14 protein-coding genes are annotated in these 18183 nt (G+C 41.8%); 10 read left to right on the top strand and 4 right to left on the bottom strand.

Annotation, left to right across the window (positions count from 1 at the left end; all coding sequences use genetic code 11):
• The first annotated feature begins 1 nt into the window (after position 1).
• Complete coding sequence (locus MN200_RS06785) at positions 2-682, top strand: hypothetical protein (RefSeq protein ID WP_242760413.1); 681 nt, start codon at positions 2-4, stop codon at positions 680-682.
• A gap of 48 nt (positions 683-730) precedes the next feature.
• Here the strand turns inward: MN200_RS06785 and MN200_RS06790 are convergent, their stop codons facing one another.
• Positions 731-1582, bottom strand: coding sequence for an SDR family oxidoreductase (locus tag MN200_RS06790; RefSeq protein ID WP_058869436.1), 852 nt, complete (start codon positions 1580-1582; stop codon positions 731-733).
• A 112-nt stretch (positions 1583-1694) separates the two neighbouring features.
• On the opposite strand from MN200_RS06790, the gene MN200_RS06795 reads away from it, so the two are divergent.
• From MN200_RS06795 to proB, 3 genes are all read left to right on the top strand, one after another.
• Positions 1695-2075 carry a helix-turn-helix domain-containing protein gene (locus tag MN200_RS06795; protein WP_004980366.1) on the top strand — a complete coding sequence of 127 codons (381 nt, stop codon included), beginning with the start codon at positions 1695-1697 and terminating at the stop codon, positions 2073-2075.
• 403 nt (positions 2076-2478) lie between these two features.
• Entirely contained in the window at positions 2479-3693 is a 1215-nt protein-coding gene (gene cgtA, locus MN200_RS06800) for an Obg family GTPase CgtA (RefSeq protein ID WP_004980365.1), read from the top strand.
• Between the two features lie 26 nt (positions 3694-3719).
• Positions 3720-4853 carry a glutamate 5-kinase gene (proB, locus tag MN200_RS06805; RefSeq protein ID WP_078388997.1) on the top strand — a complete coding sequence of 378 codons (1134 nt, stop codon included), beginning with the start codon at positions 3720-3722 and terminating at the stop codon, positions 4851-4853.
• A 59-nt stretch (positions 4854-4912) separates the two neighbouring features.
• On the opposite strand, the gene MN200_RS06810 is transcribed toward proB, so the two are convergent.
• The 3 genes from MN200_RS06810 to MN200_RS06820 all read right to left on the bottom strand — a co-directional run bounded on the left by MN200_RS06810 (position 4913) and on the right by MN200_RS06820 (position 8726).
• Positions 4913-5509: a phosphatase PAP2 family protein gene (locus tag MN200_RS06810; protein ID WP_062034592.1), complete on the bottom strand. Its 597-nt coding sequence runs from the start codon at positions 5507-5509 to the stop codon at positions 4913-4915.
• A 167-nt stretch (positions 5510-5676) separates the two neighbouring features.
• Positions 5677-7755 (bottom strand): TonB-dependent siderophore receptor, encoded by a 2079-nt coding sequence (locus MN200_RS06815; RefSeq protein WP_242760414.1) that lies wholly within the window; start codon positions 7753-7755, stop codon positions 5677-5679.
• Positions 7756-8024: 269 nt separating this feature from the next.
• Positions 8025-8726, bottom strand: coding sequence for an SIMPL domain-containing protein (locus MN200_RS06820; RefSeq protein WP_242760415.1), 702 nt, complete (start codon positions 8724-8726; stop codon positions 8025-8027).
• Positions 8727-9198: 472 nt separating this feature from the next.
• On the opposite strand from MN200_RS06820, the gene MN200_RS06825 reads away from it, so the two are divergent.
• The 6 genes from MN200_RS06825 (at position 9199) to pstB (ending at position 18025) form a co-directional block, all read left to right on the top strand.
• The gene (locus tag MN200_RS06825) at positions 9199-10572 is read left to right on the top strand and encodes a diaminobutyrate--2-oxoglutarate transaminase (protein WP_004693606.1); all 1374 of its coding nucleotides are present in this window, start codon (positions 9199-9201) and stop codon (positions 10570-10572) included.
• Between the two features lie 2 nt (positions 10573-10574).
• Positions 10575-12107, top strand: coding sequence for an aspartate aminotransferase family protein (locus MN200_RS06830; protein ID WP_058869439.1), 1533 nt, complete (start codon positions 10575-10577; stop codon positions 12105-12107).
• 1092 nt (positions 12108-13199) lie between these two features.
• Positions 13200-14225, top strand: coding sequence for a substrate-binding domain-containing protein (locus tag MN200_RS06835; RefSeq protein ID WP_205666796.1), 1026 nt, complete (start codon positions 13200-13202; stop codon positions 14223-14225).
• 104 nt (positions 14226-14329) lie between these two features.
• On the top strand, positions 14330-15709 hold the full coding sequence (pstC, locus tag MN200_RS06840; RefSeq protein WP_242760416.1) for a phosphate ABC transporter permease subunit PstC: 1380 nt from the start codon (positions 14330-14332) through the stop codon (positions 15707-15709).
• Entirely contained in the window at positions 15709-17097 is a 1389-nt protein-coding gene (gene pstA, locus MN200_RS06845; protein WP_062034589.1) for a phosphate ABC transporter permease PstA, read from the top strand. The genes pstC and pstA overlap by 1 nt, the downstream gene beginning before the upstream one ends.
• A 13-nt stretch (positions 17098-17110) precedes the next feature.
• Positions 17111-18025 carry a phosphate ABC transporter ATP-binding protein PstB gene (pstB, locus tag MN200_RS06850; protein ID WP_242760417.1) on the top strand — a complete coding sequence of 305 codons (915 nt, stop codon included), beginning with the start codon at positions 17111-17113 and terminating at the stop codon, positions 18023-18025.
• Positions 18026-18183 lie beyond the last annotated feature (158 nt).

Genomic DNA, 18183 nt, shown 5'->3' on the forward strand with positions numbered 1-18183 from the left:
TATGCGGATATTCCAGTCTGTGAAGCAGCTTGTATTGAGTTTTGTGTGCATTGTAATTTTGGTGGCTGTGCTGTTTTGGTTGTACCTGAATATTCAAGCCAATATGCAAGTGTCTGCGAGTGAAGCCCAAATTCAACTATCAGACTCCTTACCGACAAAAATCCAAGTGGGTAATTATTTAGAAACCCAATCCGTTGGGACTTTAGATACGCAACTGAAAATCGATCAGAAAATCAACCTACCTTTGACTGGGAAATATTTGGCAAATTTAGAGTTTGAAGTAGAAGTACCCGTTTCAGTATCTGTTGATTATCAAACCGAGGTACTCATTGATCAAAACATGCCGTTGGAGACAACTACAGATCTAATTTATCAAAATAAACTATTGCCTAAGTTCCCACTCACTTTAGATATTCCGATTAAGCTGGCTGTACCATTTCATTTAAAGCAGGACTATCAGATCCCAATCAAAATTATGTTTAATGGTTTGGTCTATTTTGAGTTTGATGAGCAAGTACGACTGCATGTGTTGCATCAGTTTGCACCACAGTTAAATTTGAATGACCCAATGACTATGCGAAAAATAGCAAGCTTCAATGCCACCATGTACAACATAGAGCGAAGTACGACGGCGAACTTGGAGATGAATATGACACTACCCCTGAAGAACATTCATCCATAAAACACCAAATCATTGGCGGTGTTTGAATGTGGAGATTAAAAGAGTGGCTTAAAGTGCAGCTTTAATCGAATCTTGAATACTGGTGGTCTTGTGTCCAATCAATTGTTCTAGGTCTTTACTGTTGCTGTACATCGCACCTTTGGCGGTCTGCACATCTGCATCCACAATCACATCAATCAAGTGTGATGGGAGGCTGGCTTGAATTAAGCATTGACGCAGGTCATCGGCAGACAAATTTTGATAGATAACTGACTTATGAGTTGCCTGACTGATGAATTGAGCCAAATCAGCTCTAGTAAAACTTTCTGAACCTGCTAGTTCATAGGTTTGATTATCATGGACAGTTGACGTTAAGACTCTCGCTGCAGCTTCAGCATAATCTATGCGTGATGCCGAGCTAATTCGACCGTCTTGAGCTGCGCCAAAAAGCGTCCCAATTTCAATGGTATGAGCAACACCTGCAAGGTAGTTTTCGCTATACCAGTTATTTCTTAAGAAGGTATAAGTGATTCCACTGTCTTGAATTAGTTTTTCGGTTTCACGGTGTTCTTGGGCTAAGCCGAGTGGGGACGTATCTGCACGAAGTAAGCTGGTATAAGCAAGATAAGGTACGCCTGCTACTTTAGCAGCATCAATCACTGCTTGGTGTTGAGGTGTACGGCGACCAATTTCATTGGCTGAAATGAGTAATAACTTATCTATTCCTAATAGAGCAGGAACTAATGTTTCAGGGCGGTCATAATCAAACTCACGCAGCTCAATCCCTTGCGCTTTGAAATGTTCAGCTTTATCTATATTACGAACCAGCGCAACAATATTCTGGGCAGCAGTTAACTGCAAAAGTTGCTCTATAACGAGGTTGCCGAGTTGTCCTGTTGCGCCTGTGATTGCAATTTTCATAATTTACCTAAGTTGGTTGTTTTCTATACTTGATGGTTGAATCTTAATCTGTTAACTTACTAAATGTAAGTACATACTAAAAAGTAAGTAATAAACCAAATGGAGAGAAATGATGCACACCTATGCGACAAGCAAATTGTTAGGTCAAGTTTTATCCACGGAGTGTCCATCTCGTGAAATTTTGGAGCATCTTACGAGTAAATGGTCGGTACTGGTGTTGCGCTGTTTAAGTGATGGCGTACATCGTTTTAGTGAGCTTAAGCAGCGTATAGAGGGAGTGAGTGAGAAAATGCTTTCTCAGACGCTCAAAACTCTTGAACATGATGGCTTTATTCTACGGACGGTTTATCCTGTGGTGCCGCCTAAAGTAGAGTACCAATTGACGATCTTGGGTTCCCAAGCCGCTGAGAAAACCATGTATTTGATTGGGTGGATTGAAAAAAGTTTGCCTGAAATTCTAGAAAGTAAAGAACGGGTGGCAGCTTTAAAATAAAAGATGACAAATATTGTGGATTGGTTGTGATAATCCTTAATTGCGCTTTAAGAGTAAATCCTTCAGGAGTGCGGAAGTGGATTATTGTTGATTCAAATTTCAGGCTGTGAAAAAGTCTTGTGATCAAACAATCTCCTCTTTTAGCGCGCTATTTTGATGTGAAAGTCCTTCTTGAAAATAAAAGTTGAGTAGGATTGAATAAAGTGAATCGAAGAGTGGCCTAACGACTAAATGGTCAGTACATTTAAATTAAAAAATGAATAAAATCAGGTGAAAAGTGTCGAAAATTTAGATTTTGGTATTTTTGTGACTAAATTTCATGTTTCGCTGAATAATTCTATTCGAGAAATTTTGTAAAATATGGCAGAATATGCGGTTTTAAAGTATTTAGAGGATTGGCAGCATGCGCTTTGTTGATGAAGCAGTCATTACCGTAGAGGCTGGCGACGGTGGCAATGGCGTAGCCAGTTTTCGCCGTGAAAAATTCGTACCTTTTGGTGGTCCAGACGGTGGTGATGGTGGTCGTGGTGGTAGCGTATTTATCGAAGCTGATGATAATACCAGTACCCTTGTAGACTTCCGTTATACGCGCCGCTTTCGTGCGGAGCGAGCTAAAAATGGTCGTGGCGCGAACTGCGCAGGCCGTGGTGGTGAAGACACAGTATTAAAGGTTCCTGTAGGTACAACCATTGTTGATACTGACTCAGGTGACATTATTGGCGACTTGGTTGAAAGTGGTCAGCGTGTTCTTGTCGCAGCGGGTGGTGATGGTGGTTTGGGTAATACTCACTTTAAATCATCGACGAACCGTTCGCCACGTAAGTGTACCCATGGTTTTAAAGGCGAATTCCGTGAAATTCGCTTAGAGCTAAAAGTACTGGCCGATGTTGGCTTACTGGGTATGCCAAACGCAGGTAAATCGACGTTTATTCGTGCCGTATCAGCAGCAAAACCTAAGGTTGCAGACTATCCGTTTACTACGATGGTTCCAAACCTTGGTGTGGTCGATGCAGACAGTCATCGTTCATTTGTAATGGCGGATATTCCTGGCTTGATTGAAGGGGCTTCTGAAGGTGCAGGTCTTGGTATTCGTTTCTTAAAGCACTTGGCGCGTACGCGTATTTTGCTTCACATTGTGGATGTTCAGCCGATTGATGGTTCTGATCCTGCATACAATGCAAAAGCGATCTTGGGTGAATTAGAGAAATTCTCTCCGACACTTTCAAAGTTACCTATCGTTCTAGTATTAAACAAAGTTGACCAACTTGCAGACGATACGCGTGATGAATGGTGTCAGCATATTTTAGATGAAATGCAGTGGGATGGTCCTGTATTTAAAACTTCAGGTTTGATGTCTGAAGGGACAAAACCAGTTGTGTATTACCTGATGGATCAAATTGAGCAACAACGTGAACGTGAGCTTGAAGATCCTGATTATGCAGCAGAAGTGAAAGCATTCCGTGAGCAGCTTGAAGCTGAAACACGCGAACAAACGATTGCCGCTAAAGAAGCATATCGTGAAATGCGTCGCCAACAACGTCTTGCAGGCCTGTTGGCTGATGATGATGAAGACGATGATGAAGATGACGGCGAAATGGAAGTGTTTTACGTACGTTAAGCTCGTAATGAGTAACTGAGGACAAGATGATAGAAGTGGTAGATGGGCAACGTAAGCTCGAAGCTTGTAAACGAATCGTTGTTAAAATCGGATCATCTTTACTCACAGCAAATGGGCAAGGTCTAGATATAGATGCAATTTCGCATTGGGCGAAACAAATTGCAGATCTACACAATGCCAGACATGAGATTATTCTGGTGTCGTCAGGAGCTGTGGCTGAAGGTATGGTTCGTATGAAGCTAGACAGCCGACCCACCGATCTACCCAGTCTTCAGGCGTGTGCTGCCATTGGTCAGATGGGCCTTATTCATACGTGGTCGAGTGTGCTTGAAAAACATCACATTCAGACTGCGCAAGTGTTATTAACCCATGATGACTTGGCAGACCGTCGTCGTTATTTGAACTCATGTGACGCATTACAGAACTTGATTGAATGGCATGTGATTCCTGTGATCAATGAAAATGACACGGTTTCGACCGATGAAATTCGCTTTGGTGACAATGACACGCTGGCTGCGATGGTTGCAGGTCAAGTCCATGCAGATTTGTTAATTATTTTGACAGACCAGCAGGGTATGTTCGACTCAGACCCACGTTCAAATCCAGATGCGAAATTGTTCCATACCGTGCGTGCTCTAGATGAGAGCTTGTTTGATATGGCTGGCGGTGGTGGTAAGTTTGGTCGTGGCGGTATGTTGACCAAAGTTCGTGCTGCACGCTTGGCTGCAAAGTCTGGCTGTCCAACGTTAATTGCCAGTGGTGAAAGCGACAATGTGCTTGAACGTTTGATGGATGGTGAAATGCTTGGGACATTGTTTATTACAGATAATGACCGCATTACCGCTCATCAACAGTGGTTGGCGGCTCACTTACAAACTGCGGGTCGTTTAGTGTTGGATGATGGTGCTGTCAAAGCCATTAAAGATAATCATCGTAGTTTACTTCCAGTTGGTGTGAAAGCTGTGGAAGGGCATTTTGAACGCGGTGACGTGGTTGAATGTGTTGATATCCAAGGTGGCCGTGTTGCGGTCGGGCGTGTCAACTTTAGTTCGCGTTCTGCGGAGTTGGTAAAGGGCTTGGCGTCAGATAAAGTTCACCAAGTTCTAGGTGAAGCACGTTCACTTGAGATGATCCATCGCAACCACATGGCAATCTACTGACTTAAACGCATCAAAAAAATCCCGCTTTCGAGCGGGATTTTTTTGTTTTAAAGCAAAAGTTATTTGATATAGCCTTTTTGAATAAGGGGCTTAAATAAGTAAAAGTGAATAGTGAGTGCCCATTGCATGATTGTATCTTTATAGAGATTCCAAAGCTTTAATCCAAAGAAGTTTAAGGCAAAAGCCAATAGAAAAGCCCCAAGCATATCTAAAGGAAAGTGCACACCAAGATAGACACGTGACCATGCAACCAGCCAAGCCATGACCAAGAGAAAAATTCCCAGTTTACGCTGCGCAGAGAAGAGATAAGAAAAGGCGATACTGCTAAAAATCAGCATATGGTCACTCGGGAAAGAGCCATTGGGTGCATGGTAAATGAGAGTGCGTCCGACCTCCATGACAAAAGGCCGTGGGTGATAATACACATGAGAAATACATTGGCTGATCAAAATGGCGATACTGGTAAAGATAAACGCCTTCAATATCTGTTTTTTAGTGTCATAGTTACCACGTAGCCAAAACCAAGCAAACAGTAAAATCATGCAATAGAGCAGGTCATTGGCGATGAATATGGCAAAATGAATGCTGGTATTACTGGCTTCAGGAGAAGCATTAATCCATGAAAAAAGCGATAAATTAAGTTCTGAAAGAGTCATGAAAGTGGATTGTGTTTATAAAGTATGGAAGAGAGTCATAATTTTGTCATATTGTTAAAATAAAAAAGACCACAAAAATGTAGTCTTTTTTACTAGTTCAATGTAATTGAATTAATTTACTTTCTGTTTTAGAAGTCAAATGACGTTTGAAGGTAGAAGGTACGTGGTTACCCTACATATTTTCCGCCTGTTGAGTCAGTAGAGCGTGTGAAATATTGTTTATCAAACACGTTTTTAACGCCACCGGCGATTTTTAAACCGTAAAATTGCTCACCAAAGTCATATGCTGTACGCACGGCAAAAGTGGAATAACCTGGAATATCACCTAATTTTCCATCAGTCGATTCGTCAGTTTGATAGGTATCACCCGAACCAGGAGAATGCTGCTTAGATTGCGCAAACATATCTGCATTGACGCTCCATTGATTCACTTTATAGCCTAAACCAACATTGGCTGTGTGGCGTGAGTAGAAAGGAAGGTCTTTGTCTTCAAAGTCGCCTGCTTCAGCCACAGCTTTGGTGAATGTGTAGTTGCTATAGAGTTTTAAGCCCTCAAGCGCATCGGTCAAATAAGCAAAGTCATAAGCTAGACCAAGTTCTACACCTTTGTGGCTGGTTGCGCCTAAGTCTGTCCAAATACCATTGTTCTGCGCATCACGTTCTAAAATTAACTCTTTTTTGAAGTCTAAATAAAACGCGGTTAATTCTGCATTTAAACCATTGCCTAAATACTTCGTTCCAATTTCATAGTTATTGGACTTTTCAGGGTGCAAGCCATCAGTTGTGCTTTGTGCAACCCCGCCTTCTAAACGTGCCAATTGGTTATATTGCTGTGGGCCGAATGAGACGCCCGCATTGGCAAAAATGTTCCAATTGTCTGTCGCTTTATACATGACCGATAGGCTGGGTAAAAACTCATCTGAATCAATTTTTGGAGAAACGGTATTAACTGCTACGCCTTGGTTATAGGCAGTAAAATTGTTATGCGTTTCAATTGATTCAAAACGTAGTCCTGGTGTGATGACCCAGTTACCTAAATCGAAGCGGTTATCTGCATAAATTGCATGTGCTTTAGTGCCACCTTCACTCGTGGTGCGTGCTTTAATTTCGGTCACAGGTGCATTCAATGCATATGTAGATGAGCGACCTGAGAACTCAGAACTATCTTCATCTAAATAACGATAGCCGATAGTAAATTCGCTATTTGAGTTACCTAATTGGTATGCACGAGACCAGCGCGGTTCAATGGCAAAAACTTTATAGTCGCGTGGAGAGGTATCCATACGCGAAGTGGTCGCACTAACATCTGTCTCTAAGTCGCTCGTGCGAAATGAGTCAATATAATAGGTCAGCAATTCAAAGTTGTTTTTTTCATCTTGATGTGTATAACGGAATGACACATCTGAGCGGCGGCCAGAGAAATAATTACGCGACTTATTTGATTGATAAGGGTTTTGTGCATATTTTTCGGCAGTTAAGCCTTCAGGCATTTCACCATAACCTTCATAGTGATGTAGGTTTAAGGCAATCGCATCAGCATCCGTAATTTGATAGGCCGTTTTTAACATGACATCATCAATGTCAGTTTTATTATTGGCTTCACGGTAGCCATCACCTTTTGTACCCGAATATAGCAGAGCAAGGCCTAAACCATTATCTAAGGTTCCGCCTACAAATAGGTTCGGGCTGTATTTAACTTGATCTGTACCCGAAGCATATTCGGTTGTTAGGCTGACATTACCTGCAAACTCTTGAGGAATCGCGCGAGTTGCAAAATTAATGATACCGCCAACGTTCTGCGGCCCAAAACGTACAGAGCCTGCACCACGAACCACATCTACAGATTCAATATTGCCTAATGATACTGGTGCTAGAGAAAGCTGAGGTTGTCCATAAGGCGCAAATGATAGAGGAACACCATCAAGCAATACTGTAGAACGAGGAGATAAACGTGAGGCTAAACCACGAACACCAATATTGAGTGAAACATCACTGCCACCAGTATCATTATTTTCTTGGACTTGAACACCAGGCACTTGCTTCAGGGCATCTTTAATTGAAGTCGCAGCAACTTCATCTAAGCGATTGCGAGTAATAATCGTACGAGCGCCTGCATGCTTTTGCACTTTCTCTGCATTGGCATCTTCTAACCAGTTGCCTTGTGCTTCAAGTTTGATGGTCGGAAGCACATTGTTGCTCGTTGCTTCAGTGAGTTCTTCTGCTTGTGCATAGGTCAAGCAGCTCATAGAAAGCCCAATCGCAATACTGAGGTTTGGCTTTGAATAATCTGCGATCCTGCAGATGAAGACGTGATGAAATCATTCTTTTGTGCGCAATCCATAATAAATAGCGCGGCTATCATATGCTGAACTTTGATGAAATCAAATAATAACCATTATCACTTATTGCAATTAAAACGCTAAAATTAATAGGCGAATTAAAGTCTTCTTAATGGAGCACACAATAAAAAAGCCATGTTTAACATGGCTTTTTAGATGAATTTGAATGAAATCTGTTATTTAAGTTGAACAGTACCATTTGCATTCACAGTGATTTTAGATTCACCGCCAGCTACATCTTGCATTGGCGCATCAGCTGCTGCAAATTTTGCACTTTCTGCACGCATCATGACTGGGCGAGGGTAGTAGTTGCTGGTATTAATGTTTAAGTTCACCAAGTTATAACCTGACTTACTCCATGCTTGTGCTAACGATTGCGCACGCTGTTGAAAGTTTTTCGATGCTTCCACAATCAGCTCATTTTCCACTTTCTTACGTTGTGTGTCAGATACACTAAAACCGATTGACTGGGTTTGGAAGTTTTGCTGTAGCTCACCAATTAACTGGCTCGCCGCCTTAAAGTCTGTGCTTTCTAAATTAATTTCAGCACGACCACGCCATTCTTTTAACTTTTGGTTGTCATCGTTGTAAATTGGATAGGTGGTTTGAGAACCTGTTTCGACTTTTACGCTTGGATATTTAAGTGCTAAAGCTGTAGCTTGATTCATGAGCTGCGTAATTTGTGTTGCGAGTTCGGCAGGTTGTTTGTTACTACGTTCAATGTAAAGCGTTGCATTCATTAAATCATTGGATACTTGGCGTGTGGCCTCGGCCTGAACATTGACAATATTGTAGTTCAATTGGTTCTCAGACTGAGCAAAAACTGCTGAGCTAAATAAAGCACTAAGAGCAATTGCTGGGATGAAGAATTGACGCATTTTTATTCCTTTTTTATTTAGGAGGAGTTTTGCAACATTTGTAAAAAGCTTAAAGCCAATTTGTGGTGAATTTACGAAAATATTGTGGTTCGATTGTAAAAAAAGGTACAAAATATTTTTTAGAAAAACCTAGATAAAGTGATTTATTTCAAAAACTTATTTTTTGACCAAGGTGAGTATTTTTAAATTTTGTGGCGAAGTTGAAAAATAAATAAATTCATCGGCTTTTCTTTACGTTGTCACACTATAAGAGGATAATTTAAGCTATGGTTTGGCATGATATATTTCTTTAGTAAATTTCTGGCAGATAATATCCAAAAGCTGTTTATTTTATTGAAAATTTCTGTATCATCCGCCTCCTAGTTATGAAGTATCCAAACGCTATCTGACTAGATTTATAAAGCGCCGAGTCAAAGGACCAAAAGTCACCCGACTTATTTCTTTCAACCCATATCAGAGATGGTAATTCGATATGAGCGTTTCTTCTGTAAACCCTGCCACTAATACTACTAACGAATACTATTTGACTCGCCAAAGTCAGATGGAATCCAATGTTCGTAGCTATCCACGGAAATTACCGTTAGCGATAGCCAAAGCATTAGGCTGCTGGGTTACTGATGTTGAAGGTACAGAGTACCTCGATTGTTTAGCTGGGGCAGGAACATTGGCTTTGGGCCATAATCATCCTGCGGTAATTCAAAGTATTCAAGATACACTTGCAAGTGGTCTTCCTTTACATACTTTGGATTTAACGACACCTTTAAAAGATGCATTTACTGAAGCATTACTTGAACAATTACCAGGCGGTAAGGAAGAGTATTGTCTACAGTTCTGTGGTCCATCTGGTGCAGATGGCACGGAAGCAGCAATTAAATTAGCGAAGACGTATACCGGTCGTAGCACAGTGATTAGTTTCTCTGGTGGTTACCATGGTATGACGCACGGCGCTCTTGCAATGACAGGTAACCTGTCTGCGAAAAATGCTGTAAATGGTTTAATGCCAGGCGTTCAATTTATGCCGTATCCGCATGAATACCGTTGCCCACTTGGTTTAGGTGGTGAAGCGGGTGTGGATGCATTGACATATTTCTTTGAAAACTTCATTGAAGATGTTGAAAGTGGTGTAACCAAGCCAGCGGCTGTCATTCTTGAAGCAATTCAAGGTGAAGGCGGTGTGGTCACAGCGCCAACCAAATGGTTGAAAAAAATCCGCGAAGTGACTGAAAAACATAACATTGTGTTGATTCTTGATGAAGTTCAAGCAGGCTTTGCACGTTCAGGCAAAATGTTCGCATTTGAACATGCGGGTATTGAACCTGATGTAGTGGTGATGTCTAAAGCCGTTGGTGGTAGCTTACCGCTTGCTGTGTTGGGCATTAAACGTAAGTTTGATGCTTGGCAGCCAGCAGGTCACACGGGTACTTTCCGTGGTAACCAATTGGCAATGGGTACTGGTCTTGCAACGATCAAGACCATCAAAGAACAAAACCTTGCGCAAAATGCACAAGAACGTGGTGATTTCTTACAAGCTGAGTTTAAAAAGCTTGCTCAAGAGTTCCCATGTATCGGTAACGTGCGTGGCCGTGGTTTGATGATTGGTGTTGAAATTGTTGATGAGCGTAAACCAGCGGATCATATGGGTTCTTTACCTGCAGATGGTCAATTGGCAGCAGCGATTCAAGCGGCATGCTTTAACAACAAATTGTTGTTAGAAAAAGGTGGCCGTAACGGTACAGTCATTCGTTTACTTTGCCCACTTATCATCACTCATGATGAATGTGTTGAAGCGGTTTCTCGCTTCAAGAAAGCAATTGCTGAAGCACTTGTTGCAACTCGAGGCGCGTAATCATGGTTGATTTTGCAGAACACCGTAAGGCGTTACTCTGCAATGATGCTGCATCTATTGCTGACTACTCGTCAGCAATGGATCAAGCGACTAAAGCAGTTGCAGCATGGTTGCAAAACGACAAAATGTACACGGGCGGTAGCATCAAAGAGCTCCGCAGTGCGATTGCATTTATTCCTTCTAAAGAAGGTTTGGGTGTACAAAAGTCACTTGAACGTATGGTTGAGCTTTTCTTAAACAAAAGCTTAAAAGTCCATCACCCGCACTCGCTCGCGCACTTGCACTGTCCAACTATGGTGACCAGTCAAATTGCTGAAGTGCTGATCAATGCAACGAATCAATCGATGGATTCTTGGGACCAAAGTCCTGCAGGTTCATTGATGGAAGTTCAGTTGATTGACTGGCTTCGTCAAAAAGTGGGTTATGGTGCAGGTCAGGCAGGCGTGTTCACTTCTGGTGGTACACAGTCAAACTTGATGGGTGTACTGCTTGCACGTGATGCATGTATTGCGAAAAACTGGAAAGACGAAAACGGTAATCCGTGGTCTGTACAGCGTGATGGCGTGCCGGGCGATGCGATGCGCAACGTCAAAGTTATTTGTTCTGAAAATGCACACTTCTCTGTACAAAAGAACATGGCGATGATGGGTATGGGCTTCCAATCAGTCGTGACCGTTCCTGTGAACGAGAACGCGCAGATGGATGTGGATGCACTTGAAAAAACCATGGCTCACCTTCAAGCTGAAGGTAAGATTGTGGCGTGTGTGGTTGCAACTGCGGGTACGACCGATGCAGGTGCAATTGATCCACTGAAGCAAATTCGTGAAATCACCAACAAATATGGCGCGTGGATGCACATCGATGCGGCGTGGGGCGGTGCTTTAATCTTATCGAACAATCATCGCGATATGTTGGATGGTATTGAGCTTTCTGACTCAATTACGCTGGATTTCCATAAGCATTACTTCCAAACCATCTCTTGTGGTGCGTTCTTGTTAAAAGACGAAGCGAACTATCGTTTCATGCACTACGAAGCTGAGTATTTAAACTCTGCTTATGACGAAGAGCATGGCGTGCCTAACCTCGTGTCTAAGTCACTTCAAACAACACGTCGTTTCGATGCGTTGAAGCTTTGGATGACTGTTGAAGCGCTTGGTGAAGAACTGTATGGCTCTATGATTGACCACGGCGTTACTTTAACTCGTGACGTTGCTGATTATATCAATGCAACTGCTGGTTTAGAGATGTTGGTTGATCCACAATTTGCATCTGTATTGTTCCGTGTGGTTCCAGCAGGCTATCCAGTAGAATTGCTTGATACCTTAAACCAAAACGTTGCAGATGAATTGTTTGCACGTGGTGAAGCGAATATTGGTGTAACTAAAGTAGGCCACAATCAATCATTGAAAATGACGACTTTAAGTCCAGTTGCGACTTTAGATAACGTGAAGAACCTGCTTGGTCTTGTCCTTGCAGAAGCGGATCGTATCAAAGGTCCAATCGCAGATGGAACCTATACACCTGCAATTGCTTAATTGATTGTTGTGTTAAAAAAAGGAGCTGATATCAGCTCCTTTTTTTATGTGTTGTAAATATTAAAATGCATAACATCTATTGGCTAAGCACCTAATTTTAATTATGTTGGAGATGCTTTGGTTTTCTCTGAGGTGGTTTTCGATACATGCTTGAATTATGATTTTTAGGAAAATGAGCTTCAATGGTTAAGACTAACGCTAAATATTCGGGCTTTTGATTTTCAATATGCAAATGATTTTCTTCACGAATTTTCAAGTTGAAGGTATGATCTGCACGACAGGCAAGTCCTTGTCATAATCCCGGAAAATTGGGGTAAATAAATGTGTTTGTCTAGCGGTCATGGGAAATGTCGCACTCATATGACGTCACGCTTCTTACGAAAAATGAATGGTTAAGGCGGCAGTAAAGGGTAAATGAAGCCCAAAATCTCCTTCATTGAGCTATCTTTTAGAAAAAAAGATAAAGTGGTGTCCCTCAGAAATACCCATTATTTGGACAAGTATTTCTAAAAATAAGAAAGGCACCTGAGTCTAAAAAGTCATAAATTTGCTCTCGTATTTGAGATGAGTATGCTATTTTTCAGTAATAAATGGGGGATAAAAGGTAAAAATTAAGACCTAAATGACGCTCAATTTTCTAAATATGACACTACTCATTTGTCATTTATGGGCTATGAAGTTCTTACAAATGGCGAAAGTTCATGTGGATTATGCATATGGGTATACGCAAATTTTTATAGATTATAAGTACTATTAAATGTTTAAGAAATAAAAAACCGATGAAGTTTTTTTCATTTTATGCATTGATTTTAAAAGTTTTTACTTCTTATAAAAGTTTGAAAAAAAGTTGGTGTAAAATGAAATACGTATTTTCTTTATATAAAAATAAGAAAAATTCTTTAGGTGTTTAAACTTGGTGAAATTGAACAAAGTGTAACGAATCATGGATAAATAAAAATAAACATCATGAAAGTGTCACAATGCTGTAACTTGCTTGTCATATTCTGAAATCAAAATGCAGTTATCCAAAAAAGTACAAAACTGAATAAAAAGTGGCGTACTCCAAAATGTTTAATATGTGAGATAACAAATATGCGCTTAAACCATATCGCACTTGCAGTAGTAGTTTCTGGGGCAGCTGTAGCAACTACGGCAAACGCAGCTCGTGACACAATTCAAATTGCGGGTTCTTCAACAGTTTTACCGTATGCAAGTATTGTTGCTGAAGAGTTTGGCAATACTTTCCCACAATTTAAAGCACCCGTTGTTGGTTCTGGCGGTTCTTCAGGCGGCTTGAAACAGTTCTGTAATGGTGTGGGTGATAACACAATTGATATCGCAAACTCATCTCGTAAAATTAAAGATACAGAATTAGCTGCTTGTAAGAAAGCTGGTGTGAACCAAGTGATCGAAATCAAAATTGGTTATGACGGTATTGTATTTGCTTCAAATGCAAGCAAAGCAGCATACAAATTACGCCCACAGCACGTCTATGCAGCTTTAGCAGCGCAGTTACCATCTAACGGTAAAATGGTTGCAAACCCATATACACGTTGGAACCAAATTGACAAAAGCCTTCCAAACGAACCAATCACTTTAGTGATTCCAGCATCAAACCACGGTACACGTGAAGTGTTCCAAGAAAAAATGGTTGATGCAGGCTGCGAAACTTATGCAGCAATTAAAGCAATGGATAAAGATGCTCAAAAGAAAGCATGTTCAACTTTCCGTAAAGACGGCAAAGTGATTGAGATTGCGGGTGACTACACTGAAACTTTAGCGCGCTTAAAAACGTCGCCTAGCGCAGTGGGTGTGTTTGGTTTAGGTTTCTATGACCAAAACCGTGACAAGTTACGCGTAGCTACAGTGAACAATGTTGCACCATCTGAAAAGACTATTTTGAATGGTTCATACCCAGTTTCTCGCCCACTATTCTTCTACGTGAAGGGTGAGCATTTGAAATCAATCAAAGGCTTAAAAGAATACACTGAATACTTCATCAGCAAGAAAGTATCAGGTAAGGGTTCTAAGCTTGAGCGTGCTGGTTTGATCTCAATGTCAGACAAAGAGCGTGCAGCAGTTCTTGCGAACTTCAAAGTAGGCAAAGCGGTTAAGTAATTAAGCGTAGAAACAATCAACGGTAGGCAAGTCCTACCTTTGACGTTTTTTACTAGGATTAAGTTTTTTCAAATAATGAAAATTGAAAGAACCGTGGAGAATACATGAATCTGCTACTTATAGGTGTGTTATTGGCACTGATTGCCATAGCCTATCAAATGGGCTTAAGTCAGAGCCGTAACTTAGCAGGTAAGGGAAATAATTCTGCAAAATTACACTCACGTCCGGGGTATTACGGTGCGTTAGTGGCTTTGTGGTGTGGTATCCCTGCTTTTTTAATTTTGATTGTTTGGAATATTGTTGAACCAAATGTTTTGAATCATGTGGTACTAAATCACGTGCCAGCACAAGTCGCTGCAACCTTAGATGCTGCTAGTACGGATGTGTTGATCAACCGTGTAGAAGCGATTGCCTCAGGTTTTGGTGTAACAGATACACCAGCCGCGTATGAGCTTGCTGCTGCGGAGCAACTGGCGAAGTTTCAAAGCATTGGTACATTTGCCAAAATTGCAGTGGTGATTTGTGTGGCACTGGCAGGTTTAGTCGCTGCAAAAAAACGCATTGCAACTCAGTTCCGCGCTCGTAACCAAGTTGAGAAAACCATTAATGTTGCACTTGCGCTCTGTTCTGGTGTCGCGATTCTAACCACGATTGGTATCGTGATGTCGATGTTCAGCGAAGCGATGCGATTCTTCCAATTTGTGAGTCCACTCGACTTTTTCTTTGGTACAGTGTGGGATCCAGGATTTAGTACTTCAGGCAATGCTGAAGGTAGCTATGGTTTACTACCACTACTTTGGGGCACCCTAATGGTTAGTGGTATTGCACTCTTGGTTGCAGTCCCTGTGGGATTAATGATCGCGATCTATCTTGCTGAATATGCATCTTCTGGGTTCCGCTCATGGGCAAAACCAACTATTGAAGTGCTCGCAGGGATTCCAACCATTGTTTACGGTGTATTTGCACTGATGATCATTGGCCCATTCTTTAAAATGCTTGGTGAATCCGTTGGTTTACACATCAACGCAACTAGCGCACTCACTGCTGGTTTCGTCATGGGTATCATGATTATTCCTTTCGTTTCATCGCTGTCAGATGACATTATCACGCAGGTGCCACGTGCATTACGTGATGGCTCATTAGGTTTGGGCGCGACAAAGTCCGAAACCATTCGTCAGGTGGTGATACCAGCAGCACTTCCGGGTATTATCGGCGCGTTCTTGCTTGCAGCGTCACGTGCCATCGGTGAGACCATGATTGTGGTGCTTGCAGCAGGGAATAGTCCTCTATTGCATGCCAATCCACTTGAAGCCATTTCAACTGTGACCATTACCATCGTAAACCAATTGACTGGTGATACTGACTTTGCAAGCCCGCAAGCTTTGGTGGCATTTGCACTAGGTCTGACACTCTTTGTAATTACGCTTGGTTTGAACATTGTTGCACTGTACATCGTGCGTAAATATCGTGAGCAATACGACTAATGACGACTTCTAATAGCACAGCAGATCAAGTATTTGATCCACAACATGCGGCAGAATTACGAGAAAAGCGTAAGCAAACGATCAGTAATTCACTGGCAAAACGTCACCGTAAAGAAAAAACCTTTCGTTTCTTTGGTTTCTCAGCAGTGATTGCAGGTTTATTCTTCGTCGCGCTACTTTTTGGCAGTATTTTATCGAAAGGCTTACCTGCTTTTTGGCAAAGTAGCATGAGTTTACCCGTGTACTTTGACCCTGCCATTATTACGACAGGTGCAAAACCTGTACAGCGTGCAGGCGAATCTCCAGCACAGTTTGAAGAGCGTTTTATCGCTTGGCAAACTGAAATGGGCATGGTGGATTGGGATGCTTTAATCGTGAATGCCATGATTGCAAAAGACCCAGCACTTGCTTCTAAGCGCGATGATTTGGCTTCTTTGTACACCAGTTCTGAAGCGTATCGCTTACGTGATATGGTGATGAAAGATCCATCATTGGTCGGTAAGAAAGAAGACATTAAAGTACTTGCCGATGCAAACGTTGATGTGTGGCTTGCAGGAAATATTGACCGCAGCTTGCCTGATGAACAGCAACAGTTGAGCCCAGAAGTTCGTCAACTTGCCGATGAAATGAAAGCTTCAGGGGTCATGGAAAATACTTTCAATACCAACATCTTCGTCAGTCCAGACTCGCGCAGTTCTCCTGCAACTTCAGGTTTAGCAGGGGCATTCATGGGGTCGCTGTTCATGATGCTGATTGTGATCATTATTTCGATTCCAATTGGTGTGGCATCTGCGATTTATCTTGAAGAATTTGCACCTAAAAACTGGATCACTGACGTCATTGAAGTCAACATTAACAATCTTGCGGCTGTACCATCAATTGTCTTTGGTTTGCTCGGTGCTGCGATCTTTATTGGTTGGATGCATTTACCGCTTTCCGCACCATTGGTCGGTGGTTTGGTACTGAGTTTAATGACATTACCCACGGTGATTATTACGACACGTGCATCGTTGAAAGCTGTACCACCATCAATTCGTCAGGCTGCTTTAGGGCTAGGTGCTTCACGTGTACAAACTGTATTTCATCACGTTTTACCACTTGCACTACCGGGGATTCTAACGGGTGCAATCATTGGTGTAGCACAAGCATTAGGTGAGACTGCACCGCTGTTATTAATAGGTATGAGCGCCTTTGTTGCGAGTGTACCTGCGACCCCATTTGATCAATCGAGTGCTTTACCTGTACAGATTTTCTTGTGGCAAGGTAATGAGCTGCGTAACTTTTTCGAAGGACGTACAGCAGCTGCGATTATTGTTCTGCTTGCAATGATGATTGGACTCAACAGTATTGCAATTTGGTTACGTAAGAAATTTGAAGTCCGTTGGTAAGTGAGGGCAAAATATGAATACCGTTGTTAAAAATTCCTTAGATCAGGATCAAACAGTGAATCAAGAACACACTCAATTTACAAACCCGAATACGACCTCAGGTCAGCAGGGTACTTCTTTTGTGTCGCAGTTTGATACACAGACTTCTGCTAAGAAAGATCAGACACAAGGACAAGTCAAACTCAGCACTTCAGATGTACATGTTTACTATGGCGAAGCTGAAGCGATTAAAGGGATTGATCTGAATATCTACGAAAATGAAGTGATTGCATTTATTGGGCCATCGGGCTGTGGTAAATCGACCTTCTTACGTACTTTGAACCGTATGAACGACACCATTGATAGCTGTCGTGTGACGGGTAAAGTGATGTTGGATAATCAAGATATTTATGACCCAAACCTAGATGTGGTATTGCTTCGCGCTCAAGTAGGTATGGTATTCCAAAAACCAAACCCATTCCCAAAGTCAATTTTTGATAACGTGGCTTATGGTCCTAAACTGCATGGTTTAGCACGTGATAAGTATGACTTAGAAGAAATTGTAGAAAACAGCTTACGTAAAGCGGGTCTTTGGGATGAAGTCAAAGACCGTTTAAACCAACCGGGCACAGGCTTGTCGGGCGGTCAGCAGCAGCGTTTATGTATTGCGCGTACCATTGCGGTAAGCCCAGAAGTGATTCTGATGGATGAGCCATGTTCAGCGCTTGACCCGATTGCAACAGCGAAAGTGGAAGAGCTTATTTCTGAGCTTTCAACGCAGTATACGATTGCAATTGTGACGCACTCAATGCAGCAGGCTGCACGTGTATCAGATCGTACCGCTTACTTCCATTTAGGTGACTTGATTGAAGTGAACTCAACCGAGAAAGTCTTCACTCAGCCAGATCATCAGTTAACTGAAGCCTATATTACAGGTCGTTTCGGTTAATACACACAACTTGAAATATTTGAAAAAACAGAGCCTAAGCGCTCTGTTTTTTTATGCTCGAGCATTTGGTTTGGTGATGAAATAGCCATGATGATGGACATTGCGTATTAGCGTCACATTGGACAAAAGATGCGAAGGTGTGCTGTCTGAGTGATTGA

The sequence above is a fragment of the Acinetobacter sp. LUNF3 genome (assembly GCF_022699605.1).
GTDB lineage: Bacteria > Pseudomonadota > Gammaproteobacteria > Pseudomonadales > Moraxellaceae > Acinetobacter > Acinetobacter johnsonii.

Bases quoted from the DNA above. Each gene is read 5' to 3' on its own strand.
- MN200_RS06785 (WP_242760413.1), top strand. From the start codon at position 2: ATGCGGATATTCCAGTCTGTGAAGCAGCTTGTATTGAGTTTTGTGTGC.
- MN200_RS06790 (WP_058869436.1), bottom strand. From the start codon at position 1,582: ATGAAAATTGCAATCACAGGCGCAACAGGACAACTCGGCAACCTCGTT.
- MN200_RS06795 (WP_004980366.1), top strand. From the start codon at position 1,695: ATGCACACCTATGCGACAAGCAAATTGTTAGGTCAAGTTTTATCCACG.
- cgtA (WP_004980365.1), top strand. From the start codon at position 2,479: ATGCGCTTTGTTGATGAAGCAGTCATTACCGTAGAGGCTGGCGACGGT.
- proB (WP_078388997.1), top strand. From the start codon at position 3,720: ATGATAGAAGTGGTAGATGGGCAACGTAAGCTCGAAGCTTGTAAACGA.
- MN200_RS06810 (WP_062034592.1), bottom strand. From the start codon at position 5,509: ATGACTCTTTCAGAACTTAATTTATCGCTTTTTTCATGGATTAATGCT.
- MN200_RS06815 (WP_242760414.1), bottom strand. From the start codon at position 7,755: ATGAGCTGCTTGACCTATGCACAAGCAGAAGAACTCACTGAAGCAACG.
- MN200_RS06820 (WP_242760415.1), bottom strand. From the start codon at position 8,726: ATGCGTCAATTCTTCATCCCAGCAATTGCTCTTAGTGCTTTATTTAGC.
- MN200_RS06825 (WP_004693606.1), top strand. From the start codon at position 9,199: ATGAGCGTTTCTTCTGTAAACCCTGCCACTAATACTACTAACGAATAC.
- MN200_RS06830 (WP_058869439.1), top strand. From the start codon at position 10,575: ATGGTTGATTTTGCAGAACACCGTAAGGCGTTACTCTGCAATGATGCT.
- MN200_RS06835 (WP_205666796.1), top strand. From the start codon at position 13,200: ATGCGCTTAAACCATATCGCACTTGCAGTAGTAGTTTCTGGGGCAGCT.
- pstC (WP_242760416.1), top strand. From the start codon at position 14,330: ATGAATCTGCTACTTATAGGTGTGTTATTGGCACTGATTGCCATAGCC.
- pstA (WP_062034589.1), top strand. From the start codon at position 15,709: ATGACGACTTCTAATAGCACAGCAGATCAAGTATTTGATCCACAACAT.
- pstB (WP_242760417.1), top strand. From the start codon at position 17,111: ATGAATACCGTTGTTAAAAATTCCTTAGATCAGGATCAAACAGTGAAT.